Below are 23,639 nucleotides of genomic sequence, written 5' to 3'. Positions count from 1 at the left end.
GCCGCCGACCGACCAGGATGAAGAACTATGAAGATCGTTAACTCTCTGAAGTCGATGAAGACGCGCCACAAGGCCTGCCGCGTGATCCGCCGCAAGGGCCGCGTCTACGTCATCAACAAGCAGAACCCGCGCTTCAAGGCCCGCCAGGGCTGAGACCGGCGGCTGGGTCCGCCCGGCCGACGAGCTAGGTGTTGATGCACGCGACGCCGCGCCGTTCCCCTGGGACGGCGCGGCGTCGCGTTTTGGTGCACCCCACGATTTTGGTGCACCCCACGATTTTGGTGCACCCCACGATTTTGATGTACCCGACGAATCGTCAGTCCTGCAGGCGCGGGAACACACCGCCGACGGCAATGCAGTATTGCAGGCCGGGTGCGGGCGATTCCAGCCTCGGCAAAGCGAAATCCTTCTCGCCGTCGCCGCCATAGGTCGTGCCGAGCAGCGAGAACAGCGCAATGAAATGGTTGACCGAGAGCAGGCGCCCATCCGCCGGCAACCAGCCGAGGGGCAGCCTAGCGTATGAGAACAGGCGGATCTCGCCGATATAGACGTCGATTTCAGGATTGCCGGGGTGCATTCGCTTGTCTCCGTTCCGTGTCATTCGCAAGGGCGTGGTTTGTCAGCCGGCGCGGCGCGCAGCGGTTCTCCTTTTATCGGTTGCCGTAAAAATAGCAATCAGGACGCCGGATTTCCGTCAAGGTTGAGGGGTGTGTGCCGGTCGGCGGCCGGAAGCGTTGCAAGCGGGGACTGGCATCGGTCCCCTTCCGATGTTACCTGTGGAATGGAACGCCGCGGGAACAATCCGGGCGACGGAACCTGGGGGAGGACGGCCGGCCATGCGGATGCCCGCGCCCGACGACGGCGTCATCGCGCGCCGACGCGAAATCATCGCAGCGCTGCGGACCATCGTGCCCGGCGAAGGCGTGATCGCCGACGAAAGCGAACTGCGCGCCTATGAATGCGACGGTCTGACCGCCTATCGCCAGCTTCCCATGGTGGTTGTGCTCCCCAGCACGGTGGAGCAGGTGAGCCGGGTGCTCAGGACCTGCAAGGAGATGGGGGTGAAGGTGGTGCCGCGCGGCGCCGGCACCTCCCTGTCGGGCGGCGCGCTGCCGCTGGCCGATGGCGTGCTGCTGGGGATGGGCAAGTTCAACCGCATCCTGGACATCGACTTCGCGAATCGCTGCGTGGTGACCCAGCCGGGGGTGACCAACCTCGGCATTTCCAACGCGGTGGCGCATGAGGGCTTCTATTACGCGCCCGACCCCTCCAGCCAGATCGCCTGCACCATCGGCGGCAACATCGCGGAGAATTCCGGCGGGGTGCATTGCCTGAAATACGGGCTGACCACCAACAACGTGCTGGGGCTGGAGATGGTGCTGATGGACGGCACCATCCTGCGGCTGGGCGGCAAGCATCTCGACGCCGGCGGCTACGACCTGATGGGCGTCGTCACCGGCTCCGAAGGGCTGCTGGGGGTGGTGACCGAGGTCACGGTGCGCATCCTCAAGAAGCCGGCCACCGCCCGCGCCGTGCTGATCGGCTTCCCGACCAGCGAGCAGGGCGGCGACTGCGTGGCCGCCATCATCGCGGCCGGCATCATCCCCGGCGGCATGGAGATGATGGACCGGCCGGCCATCCACGCGGCGGAGGATTTCGTCCATGCCGGCTACCCGCTGGACGTCGAGGCGCTGCTGATCGTCGAACTGGACGGCCCGGCGGCGGAGGTCGACCATCTGATCGAGCAGGTCGCGGAGATCGCGCGGTCCAAGGGCTGCTGCTACTCCCGGGTCTCGACCTCGGAGGAGGAGCGGCTGTCGTTCTGGGCCGGGCGCAAGGCGGCGTTCCCGGCGGTGGGGCGCATCAGCCCCGACTATTACTGCATGGACGGCACCATCCCGCGCAAGGCGCTGCCCCTGGTGCTGCACCGCATGCAGGAGATGTCGGGCCGCTACGCCCTGCGGGTCGCCAACGTCTTCCACGCGGGCGACGGCAATCTGCACCCGCTGATCCTCTACGACGCCAACAAGCCGGGCGAGCTGGAGCGGGCGGAGGCCTTCGGCAACGACATCCTGCGCCTGTGCGTCGAGGTCGGCGGCGTGCTGACCGGCGAGCATGGAGTCGGGGTCGAGAAGCGCGACCTGATGACCGACCAGTTCGACGAGGTCGACCTCGACCAGCAGCAGCGCATCAAATGCGCCTTCGACCCCGACGGGCTGCTGAACCCCGGCAAGGTCTTCCCCAAGCTGCACCGCTGCGCCGAGCTGGGCCGCGTGCACATCCACAAGGGGGAGCTGCGCTTCCCCGATATCCCCCGATTCTGAGCCCCCGATCCTGAGGCCACCCGCATGACCGTGACCACCATCAAGCCCGACTCGGCGGCCCAGGCCGCCGATGCGGTGCGCTGGGCCTTGTCGGAAGGGACGCCGCTGGACGTCGCCGGTTCGGGGTCCAAGCGCGGCCTCGGGCGGCCGATCCAGACCGCCTGCACGCTGGACCTCTCCGGCCTGTCCGGAGTCGTCGCCTACGAGGCGGAGGAGCTGGTGCTGACCGCCAGGGCCGGCACGCCGATGGCCGAGATCCTCCCGATGCTGGCGGAGCGCCGGCAGCAGCTCGCCTTCGAGCCGCAGGACCTCGGGCCGCTGTTCGGCCGGCCGGAGGGGCAGGGGACGCTGGGCGGGGTGGTCGCCAGCGGGCTCGCCGGGCCGCGCCGCATCAGCGCCGGCTCCGCCCGCGACCACACGCTGGGCATCGCGGGGGTGAACGGGCGCGGCGACCTCTACAAGGGCGGCGGCAAGGTGGTGAAGAACGTCACCGGCTACGACGTGCCCAAGCTGATGGCCGGGTCCTTCGGCACGTTGACCGCGCTCACCGAACTGACGGTCAAGGTGCTGCCGGCGCCGGAGGATTGCCGGACGCTGCTGCTGGCCGGGCGCGAGGACGCCGGGGCCGTGGCCGCGCTGACCGCGGCGCTGCAGAGCCCCTACGACGTGTCCGGCGCCGCCCATCTGCCGGCCGCCGTGGCGGCGCGGTCCGATGTGCGGGCGGTCGCCGCGGTGGGCGGGGCGGTGACCCTGGTGCGGGTGGAAGGCTTCGGCCCGTCCGTCACGGCCCGCGTCGCCGCGCTGAAGGAGGAGCTTGGCGCCGACGCCGTGCTGGACCGGGACGAGTCGCTGGTGGTGTGGAGGGAAGTCAGGGATGTGGCGTATTTTGGGCCCACTCCCTCCCCTGCGTCAGCGGGGGAGGGCCGGGGTGGGGGCGACGACTCCCGCCACGTCTGGAAGATTTCCGTCCAGCCCTCCGAAGGGCCGCGCGTGGCGGAGTCGATCCGCTGGGCGCTGGACGCCGAGCTGTATTTCGACTGGGGCGGCGGGCTGATCTGGGCGGCGGTGGCGCCGGCCGCCGATGCGGCCGCGGCGATCCGCGGCGCGCTGGGCACCGCCGGGCATGCGACGCTGGTGCGCGCGCCCGAGGACGTGCGGATCGCGGCGGAGGTCTTCCATCCGCTGCCCGATCCGGTGATGGCACTGAGCCGCCGGGTGAAGGAGAGCTTCGACCCCTGCGGCATCCTGAACCCCGGCCGCATGTACGCGGGAGTGTAGGCATCCATGCAGACGAACTTCACGCTGACCCAGCTCGCCAACGCCGATTACCGGGATTCCGAGGCGATCCTGCGCAAGTGCGTCCATTGCGGCTTCTGCACGGCGACCTGCCCGACCTACGTCCTGCTGGGCGACGAGCTGGACAGCCCGCGCGGGCGCATCTACCAGATCAAGGACATGCTGGAGAAGGGCGGGCCGCCCACCGAGCATCAGGTGAAGCACATCGACCGCTGCCTCTCCTGCCTGTCCTGCATGACGACCTGCCCGTCGGGCGTCAACTACATGCATCTGGTCGATCACGCCCGCGCCCATGTCGAGGCGACCCACGCCCGGCCGCCCGCCGACCGCGCCATCCGCGACCTGCTGGCCCGCGTGCTGCCCAACCCGCGGCTGTTCCGGCTGGCCCTGATCGCCGCCTGGTTCGGCAAGCCCTTCGCCGGGCTGCTGCCGGGGCGGCTGGGGGCGCTGCTGGCGCTGGCCCCGAAATCGGTGCCGGGGCCGAGCCACAGCGACCGTCCGGGCACCCACGCCGCGGTGGGGCCGCGCCGCAAGCGCGCCGCCCTGCTCGTCGGCTGCGCCCAGCAGGTGTTGGCCCCGCAGATCAACGAGGCGACCATCCGTCTGCTGAACCGCCATGGGGTCGAGGTGGTGGTGGCCAAGGGGGCCGACTGTTGCGGCGCCCTGACCCATCACATGGGCAAGACCGGCCTCAGCGACGCCGCGGCGAAGAAGACCATCGACGCCTGGATCGCCGAGATGGACGGGGAGGGGCTGGACGCCATCATCGTCAACACCTCGGGCTGCGGCACCACGGTGAAGGACTACGCCTTCCAGTTCCGCGAGGACGCGGAATACGCGCCGAAGGCGCTGCGCGTGGCGGCCATCGCCCGCGACGTGACGGAGTTCCTGACGGAGATCGGGCTGTCCGCCCCGGTGATCGAGACCGGGCAGGCCATCGCCTACCATTCCGCCTGCTCCATGCAGCACGGCCAGCGCATCAAGGACCCGCCGCGCACCCTGCTGCGCGGCGCCGGCTTCCAGGTGAGGGAGGTTCCGGAGGCGCATCTCTGCTGCGGCTCGGCGGGCACCTACAACATGCTCCAGCCGGAGATCGCCATGCAGCTGCGCGACCGCAAGGTCCGCAACATCGAGAGCACGAAGGCCGCCGCCATCGCCGCCGGCAACCTCGGCTGCATCACCCAGATCGCCACCGGGACCGGGCTGCCCGTCGTCCACACGGTGGAACTGCTCGACTGGGCGACCGGCGGGCCGAAACCCGACGCGCTGAGGGACAGCCCGGCCTTCGCCGGTCCGGACCGCGCGCCGGGTGCCGCGGCGCGCGCGGCGGAGTAGGTCGACCATATCCCCTCTCCCCGGACGGGAGAGGGCTATTCTGGCTCATGCGGCCTCCTTGCGAGGGGACCCACCGACCCCTCTTGGACTTTTCGCGCCGTATGGCTAGGTTGGCGCCAACGGGACGATGAGGCGCTCAGTGGACAGCGGGTTCAAGGACGACAGCGACGGCGGTTACGGGATCGGGCGGCGGCTGTCGGCCTGGGGCGTGCACGCCTTCACGGGCAGCGGCGTCGTGCTGGGGCTGCTGGCCCTGCTCGCCGCGGTCAACGGCGAGGCCAAGGCGTGCCTGGGCTGGCTGGGTCTGGCCCTGGTGGTCGACGGGGTGGACGGCACGCTGGCCCGCCGCGCCTCGGTGAAGGAGGTGCTTCCGGGCATCGACGGGTCGGCGCTCGACCTCGTGATCGACTATCTGACCTACGTCGTCGTTCCGGCGGTCTTCCTGTACCGTTTCGGCCTGCTGCCCGATGGGCTGGGGGTGGCGCTGGCCGCCTTCATCATGATGACCTCGCTCTACTGCTTCTCGAACACCGGGATGAAGAGCGGCGACAACTACTTCGTCGGCTTCCCGGCGATCTGGAACGTGGTCGCCCTCTATCTGTGGCTTCTGGCGCTCGACCCGTGGATCAACACCGCCGTGGTGCTGGTCCTCGGCCTGCTGACCTTCACGACGGTCAAGTTCCTGCATCCCTTCCGGGTGCGCCGCTGGATGCGCCTGAACCTTCTGGTCAGCGGCGCGTGGCTGGCCTCCAGCGCGGCGCTGGTGGTCCTGTATCCGGACCGGCCCGACGCCGTCTGGTATGTCTGGCTGGCCAGCAGCGCCTATTACGCCGCGGTCTGCGCGTGGCGGACCCTGCGCGGGCCGGCCGAGGCGTAGGCCGCGTTACGGCTTCTCGGGAGCGGTTTCCCGGTTGATGTCGTCCTTGGCGTCGCGGGCCTTCTGCTGGATGGCGGCGCCGGCGTCCTGCATCATGCGGCCGGCCTCGGCGCCGATGCCCTTGGCGGCCTCGCCCACGCGCTCGGCGGTCTGGTCCACCGCGCGCCCGATCTCCTGGCCGGTCTTCTCCGCCGACTGCTGGTCGTCGCAGGCGGCCAGCAGCGGCAGGGCCAGGAGGGGAAGGGCAAGGACGGCGGTGCGAATCCCGTTACAACGAGCCATGGGATGGTCTCCACAGTTGATCCATGGAGGCGTAACGGCTCACGGGGGTGTTTGGTGCCCGCCCTTCCTCAAAAGCGGGCCCTCTGTCAGAAACGGTAGGAGGCGGTGATGGCGACCACCGGCCAGAAGCGGGCGGCGCGGATCGAGTCCTCGACCTCGCGGCGCTGGTCCTCCAGCACGGCGGCAATGGCCGGCGTGGTCGCCACGCCGGGGGCGGTCAGGCTGACCCGCGGCTTGCCCTGGAACAGCACGCCGAGATCCACGCCGACGCTGAAGTTCGGGCTGAACACCGTGCCGTTGTAGCCGACGCCGGCATAGGGGGCGAAGCGGTCGAAGGTCGCCTTGCCGGTCAGTTCCCCGGCCTGCTGCGGCGTGACCACCACCCCGCCGAAGCTGCGCGGGCCGGACAGGGTGCCGGTCAGGTCGGCCTTGTTGTAGTTGATGCGTGCGCCGCCGCTGATGCGGAAGCCGGTGCCGGCGACGGGGTAGAGGTCGAGCACCGCGCCGAAGCTGCGCAGCTTGACGTCCAGGTCGTAATCGACGCCGGAGATGCCGCGGTCGGTGCTGAAGGTGAACATGTTGCCGCCCAGACGCAGCCCGAACAGCGGGTTCACCCGATAGCCGGCCTCCAGCCCCAGGCCGAGCGTGCTGGCCTGCGCGCCGACATGGAAGGGGGACTCGACCGGACCATCCATGGTCTGGGCGGTGGCGGCGGAGGCTCCGGCAACAGCGAGGGCGAAGGCGAGAAGGGCGGCGGTGCGCATGCGGCGTTTCCCCTGGAACGTCTCGATCGAACGGGGAACGCGGAGCAACCGCAAAAGTTGCGGCCGGCGTGGGGCGCCGGCCGCGTTTCAGCTGGCTGTGGCCAAACCGCCACAGGGACGGGGCGTGACCTTGCTTAGAACTGGTCCTCGCTCAGCGCCATGACCGTGCGGTGGGCGGTCAGGATCGGCAGCAGCAGGCCCGGCCCCTGGGCCAGGATCTGCTCGGCGTAGAAGCGGGCGGTGACCAGCTTGGCCTCCAGGAAGGGCGCGTTGGCGCCGGGCTGGCGCAGCCCCTCCAGCGCCTTGGCGGCGGAGCGGGCGAGCATCCAGCCGCCGGCCACCGTGCCCCACAGCTTCAGATAGTTCACGGCCCCCGCCGCCGCGGCGCGCAGGTCGCCGTCGGCCTGGGTCTTCACCACCCAGGCCACCGCCTGCTCCAGCGCGTCCAGCCCGGCGGACAGGTTGGTCCGGATCGCCTCCATGTCGTCGCCGGGAATGCTCTCCAGCTCCGCCACCGTGGCGCGCATCTCCGCGATGAAGGTCCGGGCCGACTCGCCGCCGTCGCGGCCGGTCTTGCGGAAGGTCAGGTCGTTGGCGTGGATGCCGTTGGTGCCCTCGTAGATCGGGGTGATGCGGGCGTCGCGGTAATGCTGGGCCGCGCCGGTCTCCTCGATGAAGCCCATGCCGCCGTGGATCTGCACGCCGGTCGAGGCGACGTCGCAGCCGATGTCGGTGCTCCACGCCTTCACGATGGGGGTCAGGACGTCGACGCGGGCGGTCGCGGCGGCGCGAACCGCGGCGTCCTCATGGTGGCGGGAGACGTCGAGCTGGGTCCCGGCGTAGAGCGCCAGCGCGCGGGCGGCCTCCGTCTTGGCGCGCATGTCCAGCAGCATCCGGCGCACGTCCGGGTGGCGGATGATGGCGACGCCGGAGCCCTTCGGGTCGGTCAGGTCCTTGCTCTGCACGCGGCCCTTGGCGTAGTCGCGGGCCTGCTGGTAGGCGCGCTCGGCGATCGCCACGCCCTGGATGCCGACGCCGAGGCGGGCGTTGTTCATCATGGTGAACATGTATTCGATGCCGCGGTTCTCCTGGCCGACCAGGAAGCCGATGGCGCCGCCGTTGTCGCCGAAGGCCATCACGGCGGTCGGGCTGGCCATGATGCCCAGCTTGTGCTCCAGGCTGGCGCAGCGCAGGTCGTTGCGCTCGCCCGGCGTGCCGTCCTCGTTCGGCAGGAACTTCGGCACGATGAACAGGCTGATGCCCTTGATGCCCGGAGGCGCGTCGGGCAGGCGGGCCAGCACGAGATGGACGATGTTGTCCGTCAGGTCATGCTCGCCATAGGTGATGAAGATCTTCTGGCCGGTGATGCGGTAGGTCCCGTCGTCGGCCCGCACCGCGCGGGTGCGCACGGCGGCGAGGTCGGAGCCGGCCTGCGGCTCCGTCAGGTTCATGGTGCCGTTCCACTCGCCGGCGATCATCTTCGGCAGGTAGAGGGCCTTCTGCTCCGCGCTGGCGTGCTCGGTCAGCAGATCGACGGCGCCCTGGGTCAGCAGCGGGCACAGGCCGAAGGACAGGTTGGCCGCCTGCCACATCTCGTTCACCGCGAAGGCCACGGTCCAGGGCAGGCCCTGCCCGCCATAGTCCGGCTCGAAGGGCAGGCTGTTCCAGCCGCTCTCGATGAACCGGCTGTAGGCGTCCTTCCAGCCGGTCGGCGTGCGGACCACGCCGTTCTCCAGCACCGAGCCTTCCTTGTCGCCGACCCGGTTCAGCGGGGCGAGCACGCCGGAGGCGAACTTGCCGGCTTCCTCCAGCACGGCGTCCACCAGATCGGGGGCCGCCGAATCGCAGTTCGGGAGAGCGGCGACCGTTTCGAGGCCGACCACCTCGTTGAGGACAAAGCGGAGGTCATCGACCGGAGCGGTGTAGGGAATCATGGATGGAGCGGCCTCCCGTGACCCGATTGTGCGTGCCCGTTTGCGCGTGTCCGATGGTCCGTGAACGCGTCTTGGGCGGTTTACGTGCGCGTCACCATACCGTACCGAATGGTGCATGGCGAGCCTCGCCGTCGGGCATGAATATTGGCATCTGGGTTGCGGTGCGAACAGCGCGCCTGCGACGCAGGAGAAGGCGCCGGACTTGGCATCCTGGTTGCGAGAGCGGGACAGCACCGCTCACAGGGGTTCCTCCCATGACCATCGCCTCCGCCCTTGCCCGTCAGGCCGAATCCGCCGTCCAGGCCGCGAAGACCACCCGCGGGCCGGAGAATGTCGAGGCGGCGGTCCGCAACGCCAGCGCCAAGACCGGGGTCGATTTTTCCTACCTCATGGAAAAAGCTGCCGTGGAGAGCGGGTACCGGACGGACGTGAAGTCCTCCTCCTCCTCGGCGACCGGGCTCTATCAGTTCATCGACAGCACGTGGCTGGCGACGATGCGCGACCATGGGGCGGACCACGGCTACGCCAAATACGCCAACGCCATCCAGACGCGCGGCGACGGGCGCCCCTACGTCACCGATCCCGACCTGAAGCGCGAGATCCTGGACCTGCGCAAGGACCCCAACGCCTCGGCCCTGATGGCTGCGGAATACACCCGCGACAACAAGGAGTATCTGGAGGACACGGTCAAAGGGAAGGTCGGGTCCACCGAACTCTACATGGCGCATTTCCTGGGGGCGGGCGGGGCCTCGAAGTTCCTGAACGCCATGCAGGACAACCCCAACCGCGCCGCGAAGGAGCTGTTCCCCGACGCCGCCTCGGCCAACAAGGCGGTCTTCTTCGACAAGGACACCGGGCGGGCCAAGTCGCTGAAGGACATCTACGACCGCTTCGCGACGAAGTTCGCGGAAACGCCCAACGCCGATTTCGCGCCGGCCCAGACCGCCATCGACCGGGTGCGCCGCCAGGACATGCCGGACGGTTTCACCGTCCAGGTGCCCAGCATGCCGCAGAAGGCGCTGAACGGCACGCCGCTGTCGATCTACCATGTCCTGGCCCTGAACGCGCTGGAGACGCCGGACGAGGTGGACAGCATCTCCGGCAAGCCCGCCCGCGGCCGCCGTCAGGATGGCGAGGACAAGGACAACCGCCGCATGCGCGACCAGCCGGTCCGCACGGATCAGAACGAGCACACCGGGCTGGGCCTCGGGCTGGGCCTGTCCAGGGTGATCGGGCAGGGGACTGCGGCCGGAACTGCGGATACGACGACGACGACGGCGAAGGCGGCCTGACCGGCTGAACGCCGGGCTACTCGCCCTTGAGCCGGTCGCGGGCGTCCGCCGCGATGGCCGCGAACACCCGGCGGTCGCCGGACAGCAGCGCGTCTGCGGTCAGGCGGCGATGCGGCTCGAACCGCAACCCCGCCCGTTGCGCCGCCGCGGCGCTTCCCCAGAAGGCCGGCGGCACATGGTGCAGGCCCGCCGCATGGCGCGGCTCGCGCAGCCGGACCTCCCGCAGCACGTTGGTCAGGTCGAAATCGACGAGGAGCCGCCGCCCGCCGGGGTCGGTCAGGCGAATCCAGGCGTGGAACGGGAAGGATTCCGCCTCCTGCCGCCGCTGCGCCGGGTCGGGAGAGCGGACGTCGGCGGGCGCCGTCGGATAGCCGAGCCAGCGCGTCCGGCCGTGGGCACCGGATTTACGGAACGCCACGCGGCCCAACGCCACCTCGGCCCGCCCGTGGCCCAGGGACTCCAGCAGCATCGCCCCGGCGAAGGCGTAATACTGGCAGCCGCCCAGCCGATGGGTGTGGACCAGCTCGCGGTGCAGCGGGTGGGCGGTCACGGCTTCGTGCACCGCGCCGCGGATGCGCTCCTGCTCCGGCGGCAGGGCCTGGGGCGCGGACGTGCCGGGCACCGGCCCCATCTCGGCCTCGCCCAGCATCAGGCGCATCCACGCCGACATCGCGAGAAGCATCGCCGCCTCCGTTCCTCGGTCACCGACCTGCACGACGACGAACAGGCCGGAACCGTGAAAGGTTGCCCGAGGCGGGCAGGGCACCTCTTGCGGCAGCCCCTTACGGCAGCATCTTGCCGGGGTTCAGCAGGCCCTTGGGGTCGAGCGCCGTCTTCATGGCGCGCAGCAGGTCGAACTCGACCGGGCTCTTGATGACCGGCATCTCGTCCTTCTTGAAGCGGCCCACGCCATGCTCGGCGGAGATCGAGCCGTCGAGATCGAAGATGACCCCGTTCACCACGTGGCAGATCTCGTCCCAGCGGGCGAGGTAGGCGGCGGTGTCGGCGCCCTCCGGCTGGCTGAGGTTGAAGTGGATGTTGCCGTCGCCGACATGGCCGAAGGGGGTGGGGCGGATGCCGGGGCAGGCCACGGCCACGGCGGCCTCGGCGCGCTCGATGAACTCGGCGACGCGCGACACCGGGACCGACACGTCGTTCTTGATCGAGCCGCCCTCGAACTTCTGCGCCTCGACGATGGCCTCGCGGATGAACCAGAGCTGGTTGGCCTGGGTCTCCGACTGGGCGATGGTGGCGTCGGTGGCCAGCTCCGCCTCGAAGGCTTCGCCCAGCGCCGCCTCGACCGTCTCGCGGAAGGCGTCGGACTGGGTGCCGGCGGTCAGCTCGGTCAGCACGTACCAGGGCGACGGCTCCGACAGCGGGTCGATGGTGCCGGCGACATGGCGAAGCGCGAACTCCAGGCAGCGGCGCGACATCAGCTCGAAGGCGGCCACGGCGTCGCCCGACGCCTCGCGCAGGCGGGCCAGCAACTCGATGGCGGCGGCGGGGCTGGGCACGGCGATGAAGGCCGTCTCCGACTGGCGCGGGCGCGGATAGAGCTTCAGCACCGCGGCGGTGACGATGCCCAGCGTGCCCTCCGCCCCGATGAACAGGTGCTTCAGGTCGTAGCCGGTGTTGTTCTTGCGCAAGGACCGCAGGCCGTTCCAGACGCGCCCGTCGGCCAGCACGACCTCAAGACCCAGCACGAGGTCGCGCATGTTGCCGTAGCGCAGCACGTTGATGCCGCCCGCGTTGGTCGAGATCAGCCCGCCGATCTGGCAGGTGCCCTCGGCCCCCAGGCTCATCGGCAGCAGGCGGTCCTTGTCCTTCGCGGCCTCCTGCGCGGTCTTCAGCACGACGCCGGCCTCTACCGTCATGGTGTAGTTCAGCGTGTCGATGCCGCGGATGCGGTTCATCCGCGACAGGCTGATGACGATCTCGCGCCCTTCCTCGTAGGGGATGGAGCCGCCGACGAGGCTGGTGTTGCCGCCCTGCGGGACGACCGGAATGCCGGCCTCCGCGCAGATTTTCACCACCGCCGCGACCTCCTCGGTGCTGGCCGGGCGGACCACCGCCGGGCTGTTGCCCTTGAAGCGCCCGCGCCATTCCGACAGGTAGGGGGCCATGTCCTCCGGCGCGGTGAGAAGGCCGTTCGGGCCGACGACGGCGCGGATCTGGTCGAGGACGGCGGCGAGGCCGGCGGAGGCGGGGCTGGCGGAGGTCATGGGCGGACGGTCCGGGGATGGTGGGCGACGGTGTTGCGAACTGATAGCGCCGAACGCGGCGATTTTCCAGCCGGACGGCGGAGCGATGGGCAGGCCGTGCGGCATGATGTGCCTACACGCGGCGCCCATGTCGTGGCATTTTTCACAACCGAAGAGAAGGCAATTGGCAATCACGGCAAGCAGCAGGAGTGTCATGGTGGGTGGGCGCGTGTGGCGTTTTGCCGTGATGGGCGCGGTTCTTCTGGTGGGAGCCTGCAACGCCACCGCCGGGTCCGGGGTCGGCCGGAACGACTCCGAGGCGGCCCATTGGTACCGGCAGGCCGCCGAGGACGGCGTTCCCGAAGCGATGGTGGACTATGCGGGCATGCTGGCCGCCGGGCGCGGCGTCGCCAAGGACGAGGCGGAGGCGGTCCGCTGGCTGCGCAAGGCCTCGGCGCTCGACTCCGTGCGCGCGATGGTGGAACTGGGGGTGATGCTCGCCGACGGGCGGGGGGCCGCCAGGGACGACGTGGAAGCCGTCCGGCTGTTCCGGGTGGCGGCCGATCAGGGCAACCCCCTGGCCATGAGAAACGTCGGCATCGCCTACGGCTTCGGGCGCGGCGTCGTCAAGGACGATGCCGAGGCCGCGCGCTGGTACCAGCGCGCGGCCGACCTGGGCGATACGGGTTCCCTGTTCAATCTCGGGGTGACGTACGAACGCGGTCGCGGGGTCGCCGAGGACAAGGCGAAGGCGGCGGAGCTGTACCGGAAGGCCGCCGATGCCGGGCATGCACAGGCGGCCAACAATCTGGGTGTTTTGTACGCGGAGGGGAAAGGCGTTCCCCAAAGCTGGCCCGAAGCGGCGAAGTGGGTCCGGCGCGGCGCGGAGCGGGGGGCGCTGACCGCGCAGGTGAACCTGGCGACCTACCTGATCGACGGCAGAGGCGTCGAAAAGGACGAGGTCCAGGCCGTGCAATGGCTGCGCATGGCCGCCGACCGCGATGATCCGCGGGCGCAAACGATGCTGGGGCGCATGATGATGACCGGGCGGGGGACCGAGCGGAATCCGGCGGAGGCCCGCAACCTGCTGCTCAAGGCGGCGGCGCAGGGCGATGCCTCGGCCAAGCGGTATCTCGGGCAATTGTATGACACCAACCTCCGATAGGATTCACGCCGTGCCGCGCGCTCATTCGTTTCGGGAGATTGGAAAGCGGGTGCTCCGGGTGCTTCTGGCCGGGGGCGCTCTGTGTCTCGCCGCCTGCACCGCGACCGGGGAAAAAGCCGGCGGGGTGTCGGCGGGACCCGGACGCACCGGAACCGGGATCGCCAAGAACGATGTGGAGGCCGCCGATTGGTACCGGCAGGCCGCCGAGGACGGTGTTCCGGGTGCCATGGTCGACTATGCAAACATGATTCTCTATGGCCGGGGCGTCGAGGGAAACGCCGAGGTCGCCGCCGCATGGCTTCGCAAGGCGGTCGATCGTGGGTCGGCGCGCGCCATGGCGGTTCTGGCTGTCCTGTATCTGGAAGGGCGTGGCGTTTCCGAAGACAAGCCCGAAGGGGTGCGGTTGACCCGGCTGGCCGCGGAGAAGGGCGACCCGTTGGGGATGAGGAACCTGGGCGCTCTCCATGAGCACGGCCTGACCGTGGCTGGGAAGGTTCTTCAGGCCAGGGATGGCGCGGAGGCCGTGCGCCTGTATCGGCGCGTTGCCGAAATGGGGGATTCAACAGCGCAAGGCTTTCTGGCGAGCATGCTGCTGCGCGGCGATGGCGGCGTCAAAGACGATGCGGAAGGCTTGGTCTGGTTGCGGAAGTCCGCTGACCAAGGATATGGCCCGGCCCAGAGCCACCTTGGCCTCCTGCACGAGAAAGGGGAGATTGTCCCACGGAGTTCCGAAGAGGCGGCGCGATGGTATCGGCGCTCGGCGGAGAATGGCTATGCGCGGGGGCAGGTCCGGTGGGCCCTGGCTCTGGCCGCCGGCAGGGGAATCGGGAAGAACGACGAGGAAGCCGTCCGCTGGCTCCGTCTGGCCACCGGTCAGAACGACGCCTGGGGGCAGACGGAACTGGCGTCGATGATCATGGATGGGCGGGGGGCGGCCTGCGACCTCGCGGAAGCCGACGCGCTCGCCGAGAAGGCGGCGCGGCAGGCTTACGGCGAAGCGAAGCTGCTGCTGGGCCGCCTGCGCGACCCAAGACATCCCGTGTCCTGCCCCGCCTCCTGACGATTCCTGCCGTCAGCCCCGCCTTCAGCCCCGCGGGGCCGCCGCCCGCCGCAGCCGGTCGTTGATGGCGATGCCCAGCCCCTCGTCCGGGACCGGCATGACGGCGATGGCGCGGGCCCCCTCCTGGTCGAGCGCGCGGAGATGGGCGAACAGGTTCGCCGCCGCCTCGTTCAGGTCGCCCTGAAGGCTCAGGTTCAGCCGGGCCTTGCCTCCGCGGATGAAGCGGTCGGGGCCGAAGGTCAGGAACGCCTCGTCCTCCTCGGCGCTCGTGGCGTTCAGCCGCACCGGGGCGTTGGGGGCGTAGTGGCTTTCCAGCTGGCCGGGCGACTTCGGGGCGTCCGGGTTGCCGGCGGACAGCTGGATGGGGCCGATCAGCCGCTCGATCTCCTCGCGCAGCACGGCGCCGGGGCGCAGCAGCACGGGCGTCTCGCCGGTCAGGTCGAGCACGGTGGACTCCACCCCGACCTGGCACTTGCCGCCGGCCACCACCATGCTCACCCGGTCGCCCAGGCTTTCGATGACGTGGTGGGGGGCGGTCGGGCTGACCGCGCCGGAGCGGTTGGCGCTGGGCGCCGCGATCGGCTTGCCGGCGGCCTTCAGCAGGGCCTGCGCCACCGGATGGGCGGGCACGCGCACCGCCACGCTGTCCAGCCCGGCGGACACCAGCAGCGACAGCCCGGCCTCCGGGCGGCGGGGCAGGACCAGGGTCAGCGGGCCGGGCCAGAACTGGTGGGCCAGCTCCACCGCGCGCTCGTCCAGCACGGCGATGGCCTCGGCGGATTCCAGGTCCGGCACATGGGCGATCAGCGGGTTGAACTGCGGGCGGCCCTTGGCGGCGAAGATCGCGGCCACGGCCCGGTCGTCGGTGGCGTCGCCGCCGAGGCCGTAGACGGTCTCGGTCGGGAAGGCGACCAGGTCGCCGCTGCGCAAGGCCTCGCCGGCGCGGGCGAGGCCGGCGGGCGTGGCGGGGATGATGTCGGGATGCTTGTCGGTCACGGGGCGATTTGTAAAGCGTCGGAGGATGAAGTCAATTCGCGCGGTTGCGCCGGCTCTGTCCAAGCCTTATGACGGGTGTGCGCGATAAACAACCAAATGATGGGTGTGGGCATGGCGGGCAAGGTCTTCACCGTGGCTCAGCAGAAGGGCGGGGCCGGCAAGACCACGCTGGTCGCTCACCTCGCCATTGCCTGGATGCAGCTCGGGCGGTCGGTCGCCACGGTGGACATCGACCCGCAGGGCAGCCTGACCCGCTGGCACGCGGTGCGGGCGGAGGCCACGGGCGGCGAACCCGGCTTCACCCACGTCCAGATCACCGGCTGGCGCACCCAGACCGAGGTCGAGAAGCTGACCCGCGACCACGACATCGTGCTGATCGACAGCCCGCCCCACGCCCAGACGGAGGCGCGGATCGCCGTGCGCGCCGCCAGCCTCGTCATCGCGCCGGTGCAGCCCAGCCCGATGGACCTGTGGGCGGTGCAGCCGACGCTGGACCTCGCCGCGCAGGAGAAGCGCCGGCTGCTGCTGGTGCTGAACCGCGTGCCGCCGCGCGCCCGCATCGCGGACGAGCTGATCGCCAGGGTGCGCGACCTCGTGGACCCGCCCGCCGTGGACCTCGCGGAGGCGCAGATCGGCAACCGCACCGCCTACGCCGGCACCCTGCTGTCCGGCCTGTCGGTGACGGAGGCCGCCCGCAAGACCCAGGCGGCGGCGGAGATGCAGGCGCTGGCCGAAGAGATCCTGCACCGGGCGGCGTGAGGGGAATGGTCGTCTTGATGCGTCCGGCACAAGCACACCCCCCTCACCCTGACCCTCTCCCCTGAGGGGAGAGGGGACATCCTTACAGAGCCTGCAGCGCCTTCAGCACGGCCGCCACATGGCCGGTGACCTTCACCTTGCGCCAGACGTTGCGGACGATGCCGTCCTTGTCGATCAGGAAGGTCGCGCGGTCCAGACCCATGTACTTGCGGCCGTACATGCTCTTTTCGACCCACACGCCGTAGGCTTCGGCGACGCCCGTCTCCTTGTCGGAGGCCAGCGTGAAGGGCAGCTCGTACTTCGCCTTGAACTTGTCGTGGCTGGCCACGCTGTCCTTGGACACGCCGATGATGACGGCGTCGAGACCGCTGAAGTCCGGGAGCTGGTCGCGGAAGCCGCAGGCCTCCGACGTGCAGCCGGAGGTGTCGTCCTTCGGGTAGAAGTAAAGGATCACCGGCTTGCCCCGCAGGGCGGACAGCGTGACGCTGCCGCCGCCGTCGGTCGGCATGGTGAAGTCGGGGGCGGGGGTGCCGGCCTCGATGGCGGGCGTCTGGGTATCACTCATGGGAGTTTGGCTTCTTCGTTGGTCTCTGGGGGAGGCAGCCTTGACGCCGGCTCCTCGACCAGCGCCACGAAGTGGCGGTGGGCGCGGGCGGCGATGTCCCGGATTCTGCTGTCGAGCGCGGCGAAGTCAACCGCCGGCTCCTCCTCCGGGAAGGCGGCGCGGGACAGCCCCTCCAGGAGCGTGGGCGAGACCTGCCGCGGTTCGAGCACCCCGTCGGTGGTCAGCCGCAGGAAACCCTGCACCCGGCGCCACAGCTTCAGCGTCGCAACCAGCTCCTCCGCCACCTCCGGCGCCAGCAGCCCGGCCGCGGCGGCGTTGAGCAGGGCGCGGCTGGTGGCGATGGACAGGATCTCCGGATGCGCGTGGCCGTGGCGGAGCTGGAGATACTGGGCGGTGAACTCGATGTCGATCAGGCCGCCGCGGGCGTATTTGACGTTCCACGGGTTGGTGGTGCCGAACTCCTTGTCGATGCGGCGGCGCATGTCGGCGACGTCCCGCAGCACCTTGGCCGGGTCGCGCGGGCCGGTCAGCACGCCGCGGATGGCCGACTCGACCTTGCCGGCCAGCGCCGGGTCGCCGCCGATGACGCGGGCGCGGGTCAGGGCCATGTGCTCCCAGGTCCAGGCGTCCTTGGCCTGATAGGCGGTGAAGGCGTCCAGCGCGGTGGCGAGCGGTCCGGCGTTGCCCGACGGGCGCAGCCGCATGTCCACCTCGTACAGCCGCCCGTCGGCCATCGGGGCGGTGATGGCGTTGGTCAGGCGCTGCGTCAGCTTGATGTAATACTCGTTGGGGGCCAGCGGCTTGGCCCCGTCCGACTGGCGGGTGCCCGGCGGCACCTCGTAGACGACGATCAGGTCGATGTCGGAGGTGATGGTGAGCTGCCGGCTGCCCAGCTTGCCCATCGCCACCACCACCCAGGCGCCGCCGGGGATGCGGCCGTGGCGGGCGGCGAACTCCTCCTCCACGCGGGCGGCCAGCTCCGGCACCACCACGTCGGCCAGATTGGCGAGGAAGGGGCCGCAGCGGTCGCCGTCGGTGATGCCGCGCAGGATGTGCGCCCCGGCGCGGAAGCGCTGGTCGTTGGTCCAGCGCCGCGACAGGGTCAGCACGTCCTCGAAGTCGCGCGCGCCGGCGATGAACCGCTTGTACTCCGGCGTCAGCCCCGCCGCGTCGGGCAGCGGGTCGAAGAAGTCGGGCGACAGCACGGCGTCGAGCAGAGACGGGTTGCGCGACAGCGTCTCGGCCAGCTGCGGCGCCGTGCCCATGATCTCCGCCACCAGGGCGAGCAGCCAGGGGTTGGCGATGAACAGCGAGAACAGCCCGACCCCCGCCGGCAGCCGCTCCAGGAAGCTGTCGAACTTGACCAGCGCGTCGTCCGGGGCGGGCGTCTTGGCCAGCTCGTTCAGCATGGCCGGCACCAGCTCGGTCAGCAGCTCCCGCGCGCGGCCCGAGCGGGTGGAGCGGTAGCGCCCGCGGTGCCAGGTGGAGACCACGGCGATGACCCGGCTGGGGTCGCGGTAGCCCATGCCGGCCAGCGTCTTCACCGTGCCGGGGTCGTCGTCGGTGCCGGTGAAGACGAGGTTGCCGGGACCGGACAGCGACGGCGCCTCCTCGAACAGCTCGGCGTAGCGGTCCTCCACCCGGCCGAGCTGGGCCAGCAGGTCGGCGCGGAAGTCCTCCACTTGCCCGTAGCCGAGGAAGGTGGCGAGATGGGCCACCCCTTCGTCGTCCGCCGGGATCTGGTGGGTCTGGCGGTCGTCGGTCATCTGGATGCGGTGCTCGACCCGGCGCAGGAAGCGGTAGGCTTCCTCCAGCTCCTCCACCGCCGCCTCCGGCACGCGGCCGATGGAGCACAGCGCCTTGTTCGCCAGCAGGGTGGGGGCGATGCGCACGCGGATGTCGCGCCCGCCAAAGATCAGCTGCTGGGTCTGCGCGAAGAACTCGATCTCGCGGATTCCGCCACGGCCGACCTTGATGTCGTGGCCGTTCACCGTCACTTCACGATGGCCCTTGTGGGCGTTGATCTGACGCTTGATGGAATGGATGTCCTGGATGGCCGCGAAGTCGAGGTGGCGCCGCCACACGAACGGTTCGAGGAAACGCAGGAAATGCGCCCCCGCTTCCGGATCGCCGGCGATGGGGCGGGCCTTGATCATGGCCGCGCGCTCCCAGTTCTGCCCGACGCTGCCGTAATAAATTTCGGCCGCCGAAACGGACACCGCGAGCGGCGTGGCCCCGGGATCGGGGCGCAGCCGCAGATCTGTACGGAAGACGTAGCCGTCCTTGGTCCGTTCATCCATAATGCGGACAAGATCGCGCGCGATACGAATGAACGTGCGGGCGAGGTTGTCCGGCTGGGGCGTTTGAACGACGGCGTCGTCGTACAGGACGATCAGGTCGATATCGCTGGAATAGTTGAGTTCGCGCGCACCAAGTTTGCCCATGCCAAGCACGATCAGGCCCGACCCGACCCATGGCCGCTGCGGATCCGGCAGCGTCAGCGTCCCCGCCTCCGCGGCGCGGCGCAGCAGGTGGTTTGCCGCCATCCGCACCGACGTCTCGGCGATGTCGGACAGCGCGCCGGTGACCGCCTCCAACTCCCACGCGCCGGTGATGTCGGCCATCGCGATCAGCAGCGCCGCCCGCCGCTTGGCGACGCGCAGGGCGGTCATCAGCCGGTCGATGTTGCGCTCCTCCGCGCAGTCCTCTTCCAGCCGGCGCAGCAGCGCCGCGAAGGCGTCGCCGTACCCCTGCGTCATCATCTCGCGGACGAAGGGCAGCTCGCGGGTCAGGATCTGGCCGAGATACGGGCTGTTGCCGCACACCGCGTCGATCAGCGCCCGGCCCTCGGCCGAATCGACGTACGCCTCGGCCCAGGCGCGCAGGGCGTCGTCGCCGGCGCTGTTCGCGGCGTTGGCCGCCTCGGCGCGCCAGCGCTCCAGGCCGCGTTCGGCGAGGGCGGTGTCGAAGGGTTTCGGCAACGTGGTGGTCATGGTCGCGGCTATCCCTGCACAAGAACTGAGCAGGAGGGTGCGCGGTCCTGCCCTTCCGGTCAACCGTGACAAACCGGGCCGTGACAATCCGTGGGCGTTGTTGCCGGGACACCGTTCGTGATCCGCCGCACCGCGAAGCTTCTCGCCTGGACCACCGCGGGCGCGGTCGTCGTCGTCGGCGCGGCGGGCGGGCTGTTCGCCTGGCGGCTGGCCCAGGGGCCGATCGCGCTCGACCCGCTGACCCCCTATGTGGAGCGGGCGCTCAGCGACCCGCAGGGCCGCTACCGCGTCGATGTCGGCCAGCTCGTCCTGTCCTGGGTGGACGAGGAGGAGAGCGACGGGCTGACCCGGCTGGACCTGCGGGCCATCGACGTGCACGCGGTCAACGCCGAGGGGGACGAGCTTGCGGCGGTGCCGGAGCTGGGCGTCGGCTTCTCCGTGCGGGCGCTGTTCCAGGGCAAGCTGTCGCCGACCCGTCTCGACCTCGTGCGGCCGCGCCTCCAGGTGGTGCGCCGGGCCGACGGCAGCCTGGATTTCGACGTGCGCTCGCTCCCGTCTCCCGGCCAGCCGGAGAAGGAGGAGCCGGACGGCAGCCCCGATTTCGCGGGGGAGATCGTCTCCACCCTGATGCAGCCCCCGGACATCGCCCGTCCGCTGGGCCTGCTGCGGCGGCTGACCATCATCAGCGCCGACCTGACGGTGACGAACCGCATGCTGGGCCTGTCCTGGCACGCCAACCGCGCCGACATCGTGCTGACCCGCGACGGGACGGAGATCGTCGGAGGGGCGCGGCTTCTGCTCGACCTCGACGGGCGGACGGCGGCGGTGGAGGCGTCGGGCGTCCATCGCATGGCGGACGCCGAGACCGCGCTGTCCACCCGCTTCGACGGGCTGCAGCCGGCGGCGCTGGCCAAGATCGGCCCGCTGCTGGCGCCGCTGTCGGCGGTGACCGTGCCGCTGGGCGGGCGCATCGACGCGACCCTGGATTCGCGGTTCGAGCCGGTGCGCTTCGGCTTCGACCTGCAGGGCGGCGCCGGGGAGGTCAGCCTGCCCGCGCTGCGCCCCGAGCCCTACCGCGTCGACCGCCTGCGGCTGCGCGGCGGGCTGGACGTGCCGGGCCGGCGGGCGGAGCTGGAGCGGCTGGACTTCGCGCTCGACGGTGTGGAGATGGCCGGGCGGGGCGACCTGCGGGAGCAGGGCGGTCAGCGCAGCGGCAACCTGCGGCTCGCTCTGACGGCGGGCGGCCGGCGGGCTTCGCTCGACCTCGACGGCACGCAGGTTCCGGACAAGGGGGCGTCGCTGGCGGCAAGGCTCGACGGGCTGGTGCCCGCCGCTCTGGCCGGGCTCGCTCCGGCGCTGGCGCCGCTTGCCGCGGCGCAGCTGCCCCTGTCCGGCACGGCCAGCCTGGAGCTGGACCCCGACGGACAGCCGCGCAGCGGTCGGGCGGCGCTGAAGGCCGGCGCCGGCCACGTCGTCCGGCCGGACCTGTTCCCGGAGCCGCTGCCCGTCGCCTCCGCCGCCCTGACGGTCGCGGGGGATCGCGCCTCGGGCAAACTGGACGTGGAGCAACTGGCCATCGACCTCGGCGGGCCGACGGTGGAGGGAACGGCGCAGGCGACCATCGCCCAACTCGGCACGCCGGATGCCCGGCTGTCGGTGGAAGCCGCCGTGACGGCGCGGCGGGTTCCGGCGGACGAGCTGCCCCGCCTGTGGCCGCTGGGGGTGGGGAAGAACCCGCGGGAGTGGGTCACGCAAAACCTGTCGCGCGGCGTGGTGCCGGAGGCGACGGCCACCGTCCGGGCCAGCGGACCGCTGTCCGATCTCGCGGCGATCGACGTGACGCATTTCCAGGCCGGCATCCAGGCCGAGGACATGACGGTGGATTATTTCCACCCGTTGCCCAAGGTCGCCGGGGTGGGGGCGGAGGTGACCACCGACGGCAAGACCTTCACCATCCACACCAAGGGCGGACGGATCGACGACGTCCAACTCGGCGAGGGCACGATCGTCATCGGCGGTCTGGACACCGGCAAGGAGACCATGGACATCCGCGTCCCGGTCCGCGGGCCGGTGCGCACCATCCTGACCGTTCTGGACAGCCCGCCGCTGGGCTATCCCAGCCGCCTCGACCTCGACCCTAAGCGCACGCAGGGGCAGGCCGACGCGCAACTCCATTTCCAGTTCCCGCTGCTGGTTGATCTGAAGGTGGAGCAGCTGAACCTGGACGTCGCGGCCAAGCTGCGCGGCGTCGGGGTGGAGAAGGTGGCCGCCGGGCTGACCGCGACGGAGGGCGACCTGACGCTGGCGCTCGACATGAACGCCATGACGGTGAAGGGCAACACCAAGCTGGACGGCATCCCCGTCACCATCGACTGGAAGGAGCAGTTCACCTCCACCGCCAAGGGGCCGCGCACCCGCATCGCCGTGAAGGGCGACGTGGACGCCCAGGACCTGCGCAGCCACGGCATCGACCTCGGCGAGCATGTCGCGGGGCCGCTGGGGGCGGACGTGCTGTTCACCGTGGACCAGCGCCGCCGCTTCGGCCTGACCGCCGGGCTGAACCTGGAGAAGACCCATCTGCGCATCGACGAGCTGGGCTGGGAGAAGCGGCCCGGCGTCCCCGGCACCGGCAAGCTGGCGCTGGAGTTCCAGAAGGACCGGGTGACCCGAATCACCGGCCTGTCCGTCGATGCCGGGGGGCTGCGCGCCCAGGCGGTCGTCGATCTCGCGCCGCAGACCATGGCGGTCACCAAGGTGGCGGTCAGCCAGATGTCCGTCGGCCAGACCGACCTGAAGGCCGACGTGACGGTGCATGACGGCGGCAAGAGCGGCTATTCCGGGACCATCACCGGCCAGAGCCTCGACGCCCGCGTCCTGGCCGGCAAGGCCGACCCGCCCGGCGGCAAGAAGCAGGGGCCGAGCGACGAGAAGCCGCTGCCGCTCGACTTTGATCTGAAGCTGAACCGCGTCGTCTTCGGGGACGGCCGCCACCTGTCCGACGTGGCCGGGCGGATCAAGCGCGACCGCCTGTCCTGGACGGCGCTGGACGTGACGGCGCGGGCGGGGCGCGACGGGGCGGTGTCCCTGCGGTACCTGCCGGGCGCCCAGGGCTTTTACGACGTGGCCATCTCGGCCAGCGATGCGGGAGCGACCTTCCGCGCGCTCGACATCAACGACCGGGTGCAGGGCGGTGCGCTGGCGATCACCGGCCGCACGGTGGAGCCGCGGGCCGACGCCGCCATCGAAGGCCGGATGGAGCTGACCGACTACGCGCTGGTCGATCCGCCGGTCCTTGCCCGTATCCTGAATTCCATCTCTCCCTCCGGCTTCGCCGAACTGATGGGCGGCGGCAAGGGCATCCGGTTCGGGCGGGCGGTGAGCGACTACCGCAAGGACGGGCGCCTGCTGACCGTGAAGGACCTGCGCACCTCCGGCTCCGCGCTCGGCCTGACCCTGTCGGGGGAGGTGGACATCGAGACGGACACCGCCAACCTGCGCGGCACCATCGTGCCCATCTACGGGCTGAACCGTCTGATCGGCCAGATTCCGCTGCTGGGCGACGCGCTGAGCGGCGGCGAGGGGCAGGGCATCTTCAGCGCCACCTGGCACGTCCGCGGCCCGCTCGCCGACCCGGACGTGACGGTGAACCCGCTCGCCATGCTGGCGCCGGGCTTCCTGCGCAACCTGTTCTTCCTGGGCGAGGGTGGCGACGGCAAGGAAGCGCCGTCGCCGGGGACCTTCGAGAAGTAAGGAGGCAGGGTCGAGGGCGGCACCATCCCCTCGGCCGGCCTTGACC

Annotated in this window: 19 protein-coding genes; 10 read left to right on the top strand and 9 right to left on the bottom strand. The window is 70.5% G+C overall.

The genetic code is table 11. The annotated features are described in order from the left end of the window. The first annotated feature begins 27 nt into the window (after window positions 1–27). On the top strand, window positions 28–153 hold the full coding sequence (ykgO, locus tag TSH58p_RS07590; protein ID WP_012973122.1) for a type B 50S ribosomal protein L36: 126 nt from the start codon (window positions 28–30) through the stop codon (window positions 151–153). Between the two features lie 163 nt (window positions 154–316). Here the strand turns inward: ykgO and TSH58p_RS07585 are convergent, their stop codons facing one another. Then, the gene (locus TSH58p_RS07585; RefSeq protein WP_109068558.1) at window positions 317–577 is read right to left on the bottom strand and encodes a phage tail protein; all 261 of its coding nucleotides are present in this window, start codon (window positions 575–577) and stop codon (window positions 317–319) included. Between the two features lie 259 nt (window positions 578–836). Between TSH58p_RS07585 and TSH58p_RS07580 the strand changes: the two genes are divergently transcribed. The 4 genes from TSH58p_RS07580 (at window position 837) to pcsA (ending at window position 5,832) form a co-directional block, all read left to right on the top strand. Next, window positions 837–2,324, top strand: coding sequence for an FAD-linked oxidase C-terminal domain-containing protein (locus TSH58p_RS07580; protein WP_109068557.1), 1,488 nt, complete (start codon window positions 837–839; stop codon window positions 2,322–2,324). 24 nt (window positions 2,325–2,348) lie between these two features. Then, the gene (glcE, locus tag TSH58p_RS07575; protein WP_109068556.1) at window positions 2,349–3,602 is read left to right on the top strand and encodes a glycolate oxidase subunit GlcE; all 1,254 of its coding nucleotides are present in this window, start codon (window positions 2,349–2,351) and stop codon (window positions 3,600–3,602) included. A 6-nt stretch (window positions 3,603–3,608) separates the two neighbouring features. Beyond that, window positions 3,609–4,955, top strand: a complete 1,347-nt coding sequence (gene glcF, locus TSH58p_RS07570; RefSeq protein ID WP_109068555.1) for a glycolate oxidase subunit GlcF — start codon at window positions 3,609–3,611, stop codon at window positions 4,953–4,955. Window positions 4,956–5,094: 139 nt separating this feature from the next. Further along, a complete protein-coding gene (gene pcsA / locus TSH58p_RS07565; RefSeq protein WP_109068554.1) occupies window positions 5,095–5,832 on the top strand; it encodes a phosphatidylcholine synthase in 738 nt (245 codons plus the stop codon). Window positions 5,833–5,838: 6 nt separating this feature from the next. On the opposite strand, the gene TSH58p_RS07560 is transcribed toward pcsA, so the two are convergent. The 3 genes from TSH58p_RS07560 to TSH58p_RS07550 all read right to left on the bottom strand — a co-directional run bounded on the left by TSH58p_RS07560 (window position 5,839) and on the right by TSH58p_RS07550 (window position 8,812). Continuing rightward, window positions 5,839–6,114 (bottom strand): hypothetical protein, encoded by a 276-nt coding sequence (locus TSH58p_RS07560; protein ID WP_109068553.1) that lies wholly within the window; start codon window positions 6,112–6,114, stop codon window positions 5,839–5,841. Window positions 6,115–6,200: 86 nt separating this feature from the next. After that, on the bottom strand, window positions 6,201–6,878 hold the full coding sequence (locus TSH58p_RS07555) for a hypothetical protein (RefSeq protein WP_109068552.1): 678 nt from the start codon (window positions 6,876–6,878) through the stop codon (window positions 6,201–6,203). Between the two features lie 134 nt (window positions 6,879–7,012). Then, the gene (locus TSH58p_RS07550) at window positions 7,013–8,812 is read right to left on the bottom strand and encodes an acyl-CoA dehydrogenase (RefSeq protein ID WP_109068551.1); all 1,800 of its coding nucleotides are present in this window, start codon (window positions 8,810–8,812) and stop codon (window positions 7,013–7,015) included. Between the two features lie 254 nt (window positions 8,813–9,066). Here TSH58p_RS07550 and TSH58p_RS07545 point away from each other — a divergent pair, with 254 nt between their 5' ends. Continuing rightward, entirely contained in the window at window positions 9,067–10,104 is a 1,038-nt protein-coding gene (locus tag TSH58p_RS07545; protein WP_109068550.1) for a hypothetical protein, read from the top strand. A 16-nt stretch (window positions 10,105–10,120) separates the two neighbouring features. Here TSH58p_RS07545 and TSH58p_RS07540 read toward each other — a convergent pair whose 3' ends face one another. Together TSH58p_RS07540 and TSH58p_RS07535 are read right to left on the bottom strand one after the other, a co-directional pair. Beyond that, window positions 10,121–10,786 (bottom strand): hypothetical protein, encoded by a 666-nt coding sequence (locus TSH58p_RS07540; protein WP_109068549.1) that lies wholly within the window; start codon window positions 10,784–10,786, stop codon window positions 10,121–10,123. 100 nt (window positions 10,787–10,886) lie between these two features. Further along, a complete protein-coding gene (locus TSH58p_RS07535; RefSeq protein ID WP_109068548.1) occupies window positions 10,887–12,326 on the bottom strand; it encodes an FAD-binding oxidoreductase in 1,440 nt (479 codons plus the stop codon). Window positions 12,327–12,519: 193 nt separating this feature from the next. On the opposite strand from TSH58p_RS07535, the gene TSH58p_RS07530 reads away from it, so the two are divergent. Continuing rightward, on the top strand, window positions 12,520–13,470 hold the full coding sequence (locus tag TSH58p_RS07530) for an SEL1-like repeat protein (RefSeq protein ID WP_158282566.1): 951 nt from the start codon (window positions 12,520–12,522) through the stop codon (window positions 13,468–13,470). A gap of 10 nt (window positions 13,471–13,480) precedes the next feature. Next, window positions 13,481–14,530 (top strand): tetratricopeptide repeat protein, encoded by a 1,050-nt coding sequence (locus tag TSH58p_RS07525; protein ID WP_158282565.1) that lies wholly within the window; start codon window positions 13,481–13,483, stop codon window positions 14,528–14,530. A 24-nt stretch (window positions 14,531–14,554) separates the two neighbouring features. Here TSH58p_RS07525 and TSH58p_RS07520 read toward each other — a convergent pair whose 3' ends face one another. Beyond that, window positions 14,555–15,526, bottom strand: coding sequence for an L-threonylcarbamoyladenylate synthase (locus TSH58p_RS07520; RefSeq protein ID WP_109068545.1), 972 nt, complete (start codon window positions 15,524–15,526; stop codon window positions 14,555–14,557). A 111-nt stretch (window positions 15,527–15,637) separates the two neighbouring features. Here TSH58p_RS07520 and parA point away from each other — a divergent pair, with 111 nt between their 5' ends. Then, on the top strand, window positions 15,638–16,285 hold the full coding sequence (gene parA, locus TSH58p_RS07515; RefSeq protein ID WP_109068650.1) for a ParA family partition ATPase: 648 nt from the start codon (window positions 15,638–15,640) through the stop codon (window positions 16,283–16,285). Between the two features lie 82 nt (window positions 16,286–16,367). Here the strand turns inward: parA and bcp are convergent, their stop codons facing one another. Both bcp and TSH58p_RS07505 read right to left on the bottom strand, forming a co-directional pair. After that, on the bottom strand, window positions 16,368–16,850 hold the full coding sequence (gene bcp / locus TSH58p_RS07510; RefSeq protein ID WP_109068544.1) for a thioredoxin-dependent thiol peroxidase: 483 nt from the start codon (window positions 16,848–16,850) through the stop codon (window positions 16,368–16,370). Then, window positions 16,847–19,843 carry a bifunctional [glutamine synthetase] adenylyltransferase/[glutamine synthetase]-adenylyl-L-tyrosine phosphorylase gene (locus TSH58p_RS07505; protein ID WP_109068543.1) on the bottom strand — a complete coding sequence of 999 codons (2,997 nt, stop codon included), beginning with the start codon at window positions 19,841–19,843 and terminating at the stop codon, window positions 16,847–16,849. Before TSH58p_RS07505 ends, bcp begins: the two co-directional genes overlap by 4 nt. 117 nt (window positions 19,844–19,960) lie before the next feature. Here TSH58p_RS07505 and TSH58p_RS07500 point away from each other — a divergent pair, with 117 nt between their 5' ends. After that, window positions 19,961–23,593, top strand: coding sequence for a DUF3971 domain-containing protein (locus TSH58p_RS07500; protein WP_109068542.1), 3,633 nt, complete (start codon window positions 19,961–19,963; stop codon window positions 23,591–23,593). Window positions 23,594–23,639: the final 46 nt, after the last annotated feature.

The sequence above is a fragment of the Azospirillum sp. TSH58 genome (assembly GCF_003119115.1).
Classification (GTDB): Bacteria; Pseudomonadota; Alphaproteobacteria; order Azospirillales; family Azospirillaceae; genus Azospirillum.
This window is presented reverse-complemented; position numbering and strand designations above follow the sequence as displayed.

Coding starts and splice junctions, on each gene's coding strand:
- ykgO (WP_012973122.1), top strand. CDS start 28: ATGAAGATCGTTAACTCTCTGAAGTCGATGAAGACGCGCCACAAGGCC.
- TSH58p_RS07585 (WP_109068558.1), bottom strand. CDS start 577: ATGCACCCCGGCAATCCTGAAATCGACGTCTATATCGGCGAGATCCGC.
- TSH58p_RS07580 (WP_109068557.1), top strand. CDS start 837: ATGCGGATGCCCGCGCCCGACGACGGCGTCATCGCGCGCCGACGCGAA.
- glcE (WP_109068556.1), top strand. CDS start 2,349: ATGACCGTGACCACCATCAAGCCCGACTCGGCGGCCCAGGCCGCCGAT.
- glcF (WP_109068555.1), top strand. CDS start 3,609: ATGCAGACGAACTTCACGCTGACCCAGCTCGCCAACGCCGATTACCGG.
- TSH58p_RS07560 (WP_109068553.1), bottom strand. CDS start 6,114: ATGGCTCGTTGTAACGGGATTCGCACCGCCGTCCTTGCCCTTCCCCTC.
- TSH58p_RS07555 (WP_109068552.1), bottom strand. CDS start 6,878: ATGCGCACCGCCGCCCTTCTCGCCTTCGCCCTCGCTGTTGCCGGAGCC.
- TSH58p_RS07550 (WP_109068551.1), bottom strand. CDS start 8,812: ATGATTCCCTACACCGCTCCGGTCGATGACCTCCGCTTTGTCCTCAAC.
- TSH58p_RS07545 (WP_109068550.1), top strand. CDS start 9,067: ATGACCATCGCCTCCGCCCTTGCCCGTCAGGCCGAATCCGCCGTCCAG.
- TSH58p_RS07540 (WP_109068549.1), bottom strand. CDS start 10,786: ATGCTTCTCGCGATGTCGGCGTGGATGCGCCTGATGCTGGGCGAGGCC.
- TSH58p_RS07535 (WP_109068548.1), bottom strand. CDS start 12,326: ATGACCTCCGCCAGCCCCGCCTCCGCCGGCCTCGCCGCCGTCCTCGAC.
- TSH58p_RS07530 (WP_158282566.1), top strand. CDS start 12,520: ATGGTGGGTGGGCGCGTGTGGCGTTTTGCCGTGATGGGCGCGGTTCTT.
- parA (WP_109068650.1), top strand. CDS start 15,638: ATGGCGGGCAAGGTCTTCACCGTGGCTCAGCAGAAGGGCGGGGCCGGC.
- bcp (WP_109068544.1), bottom strand. CDS start 16,850: ATGAGTGATACCCAGACGCCCGCCATCGAGGCCGGCACCCCCGCCCCC.
- TSH58p_RS07505 (WP_109068543.1), bottom strand. CDS start 19,843: ATGACCACCACGTTGCCGAAACCCTTCGACACCGCCCTCGCCGAACGC.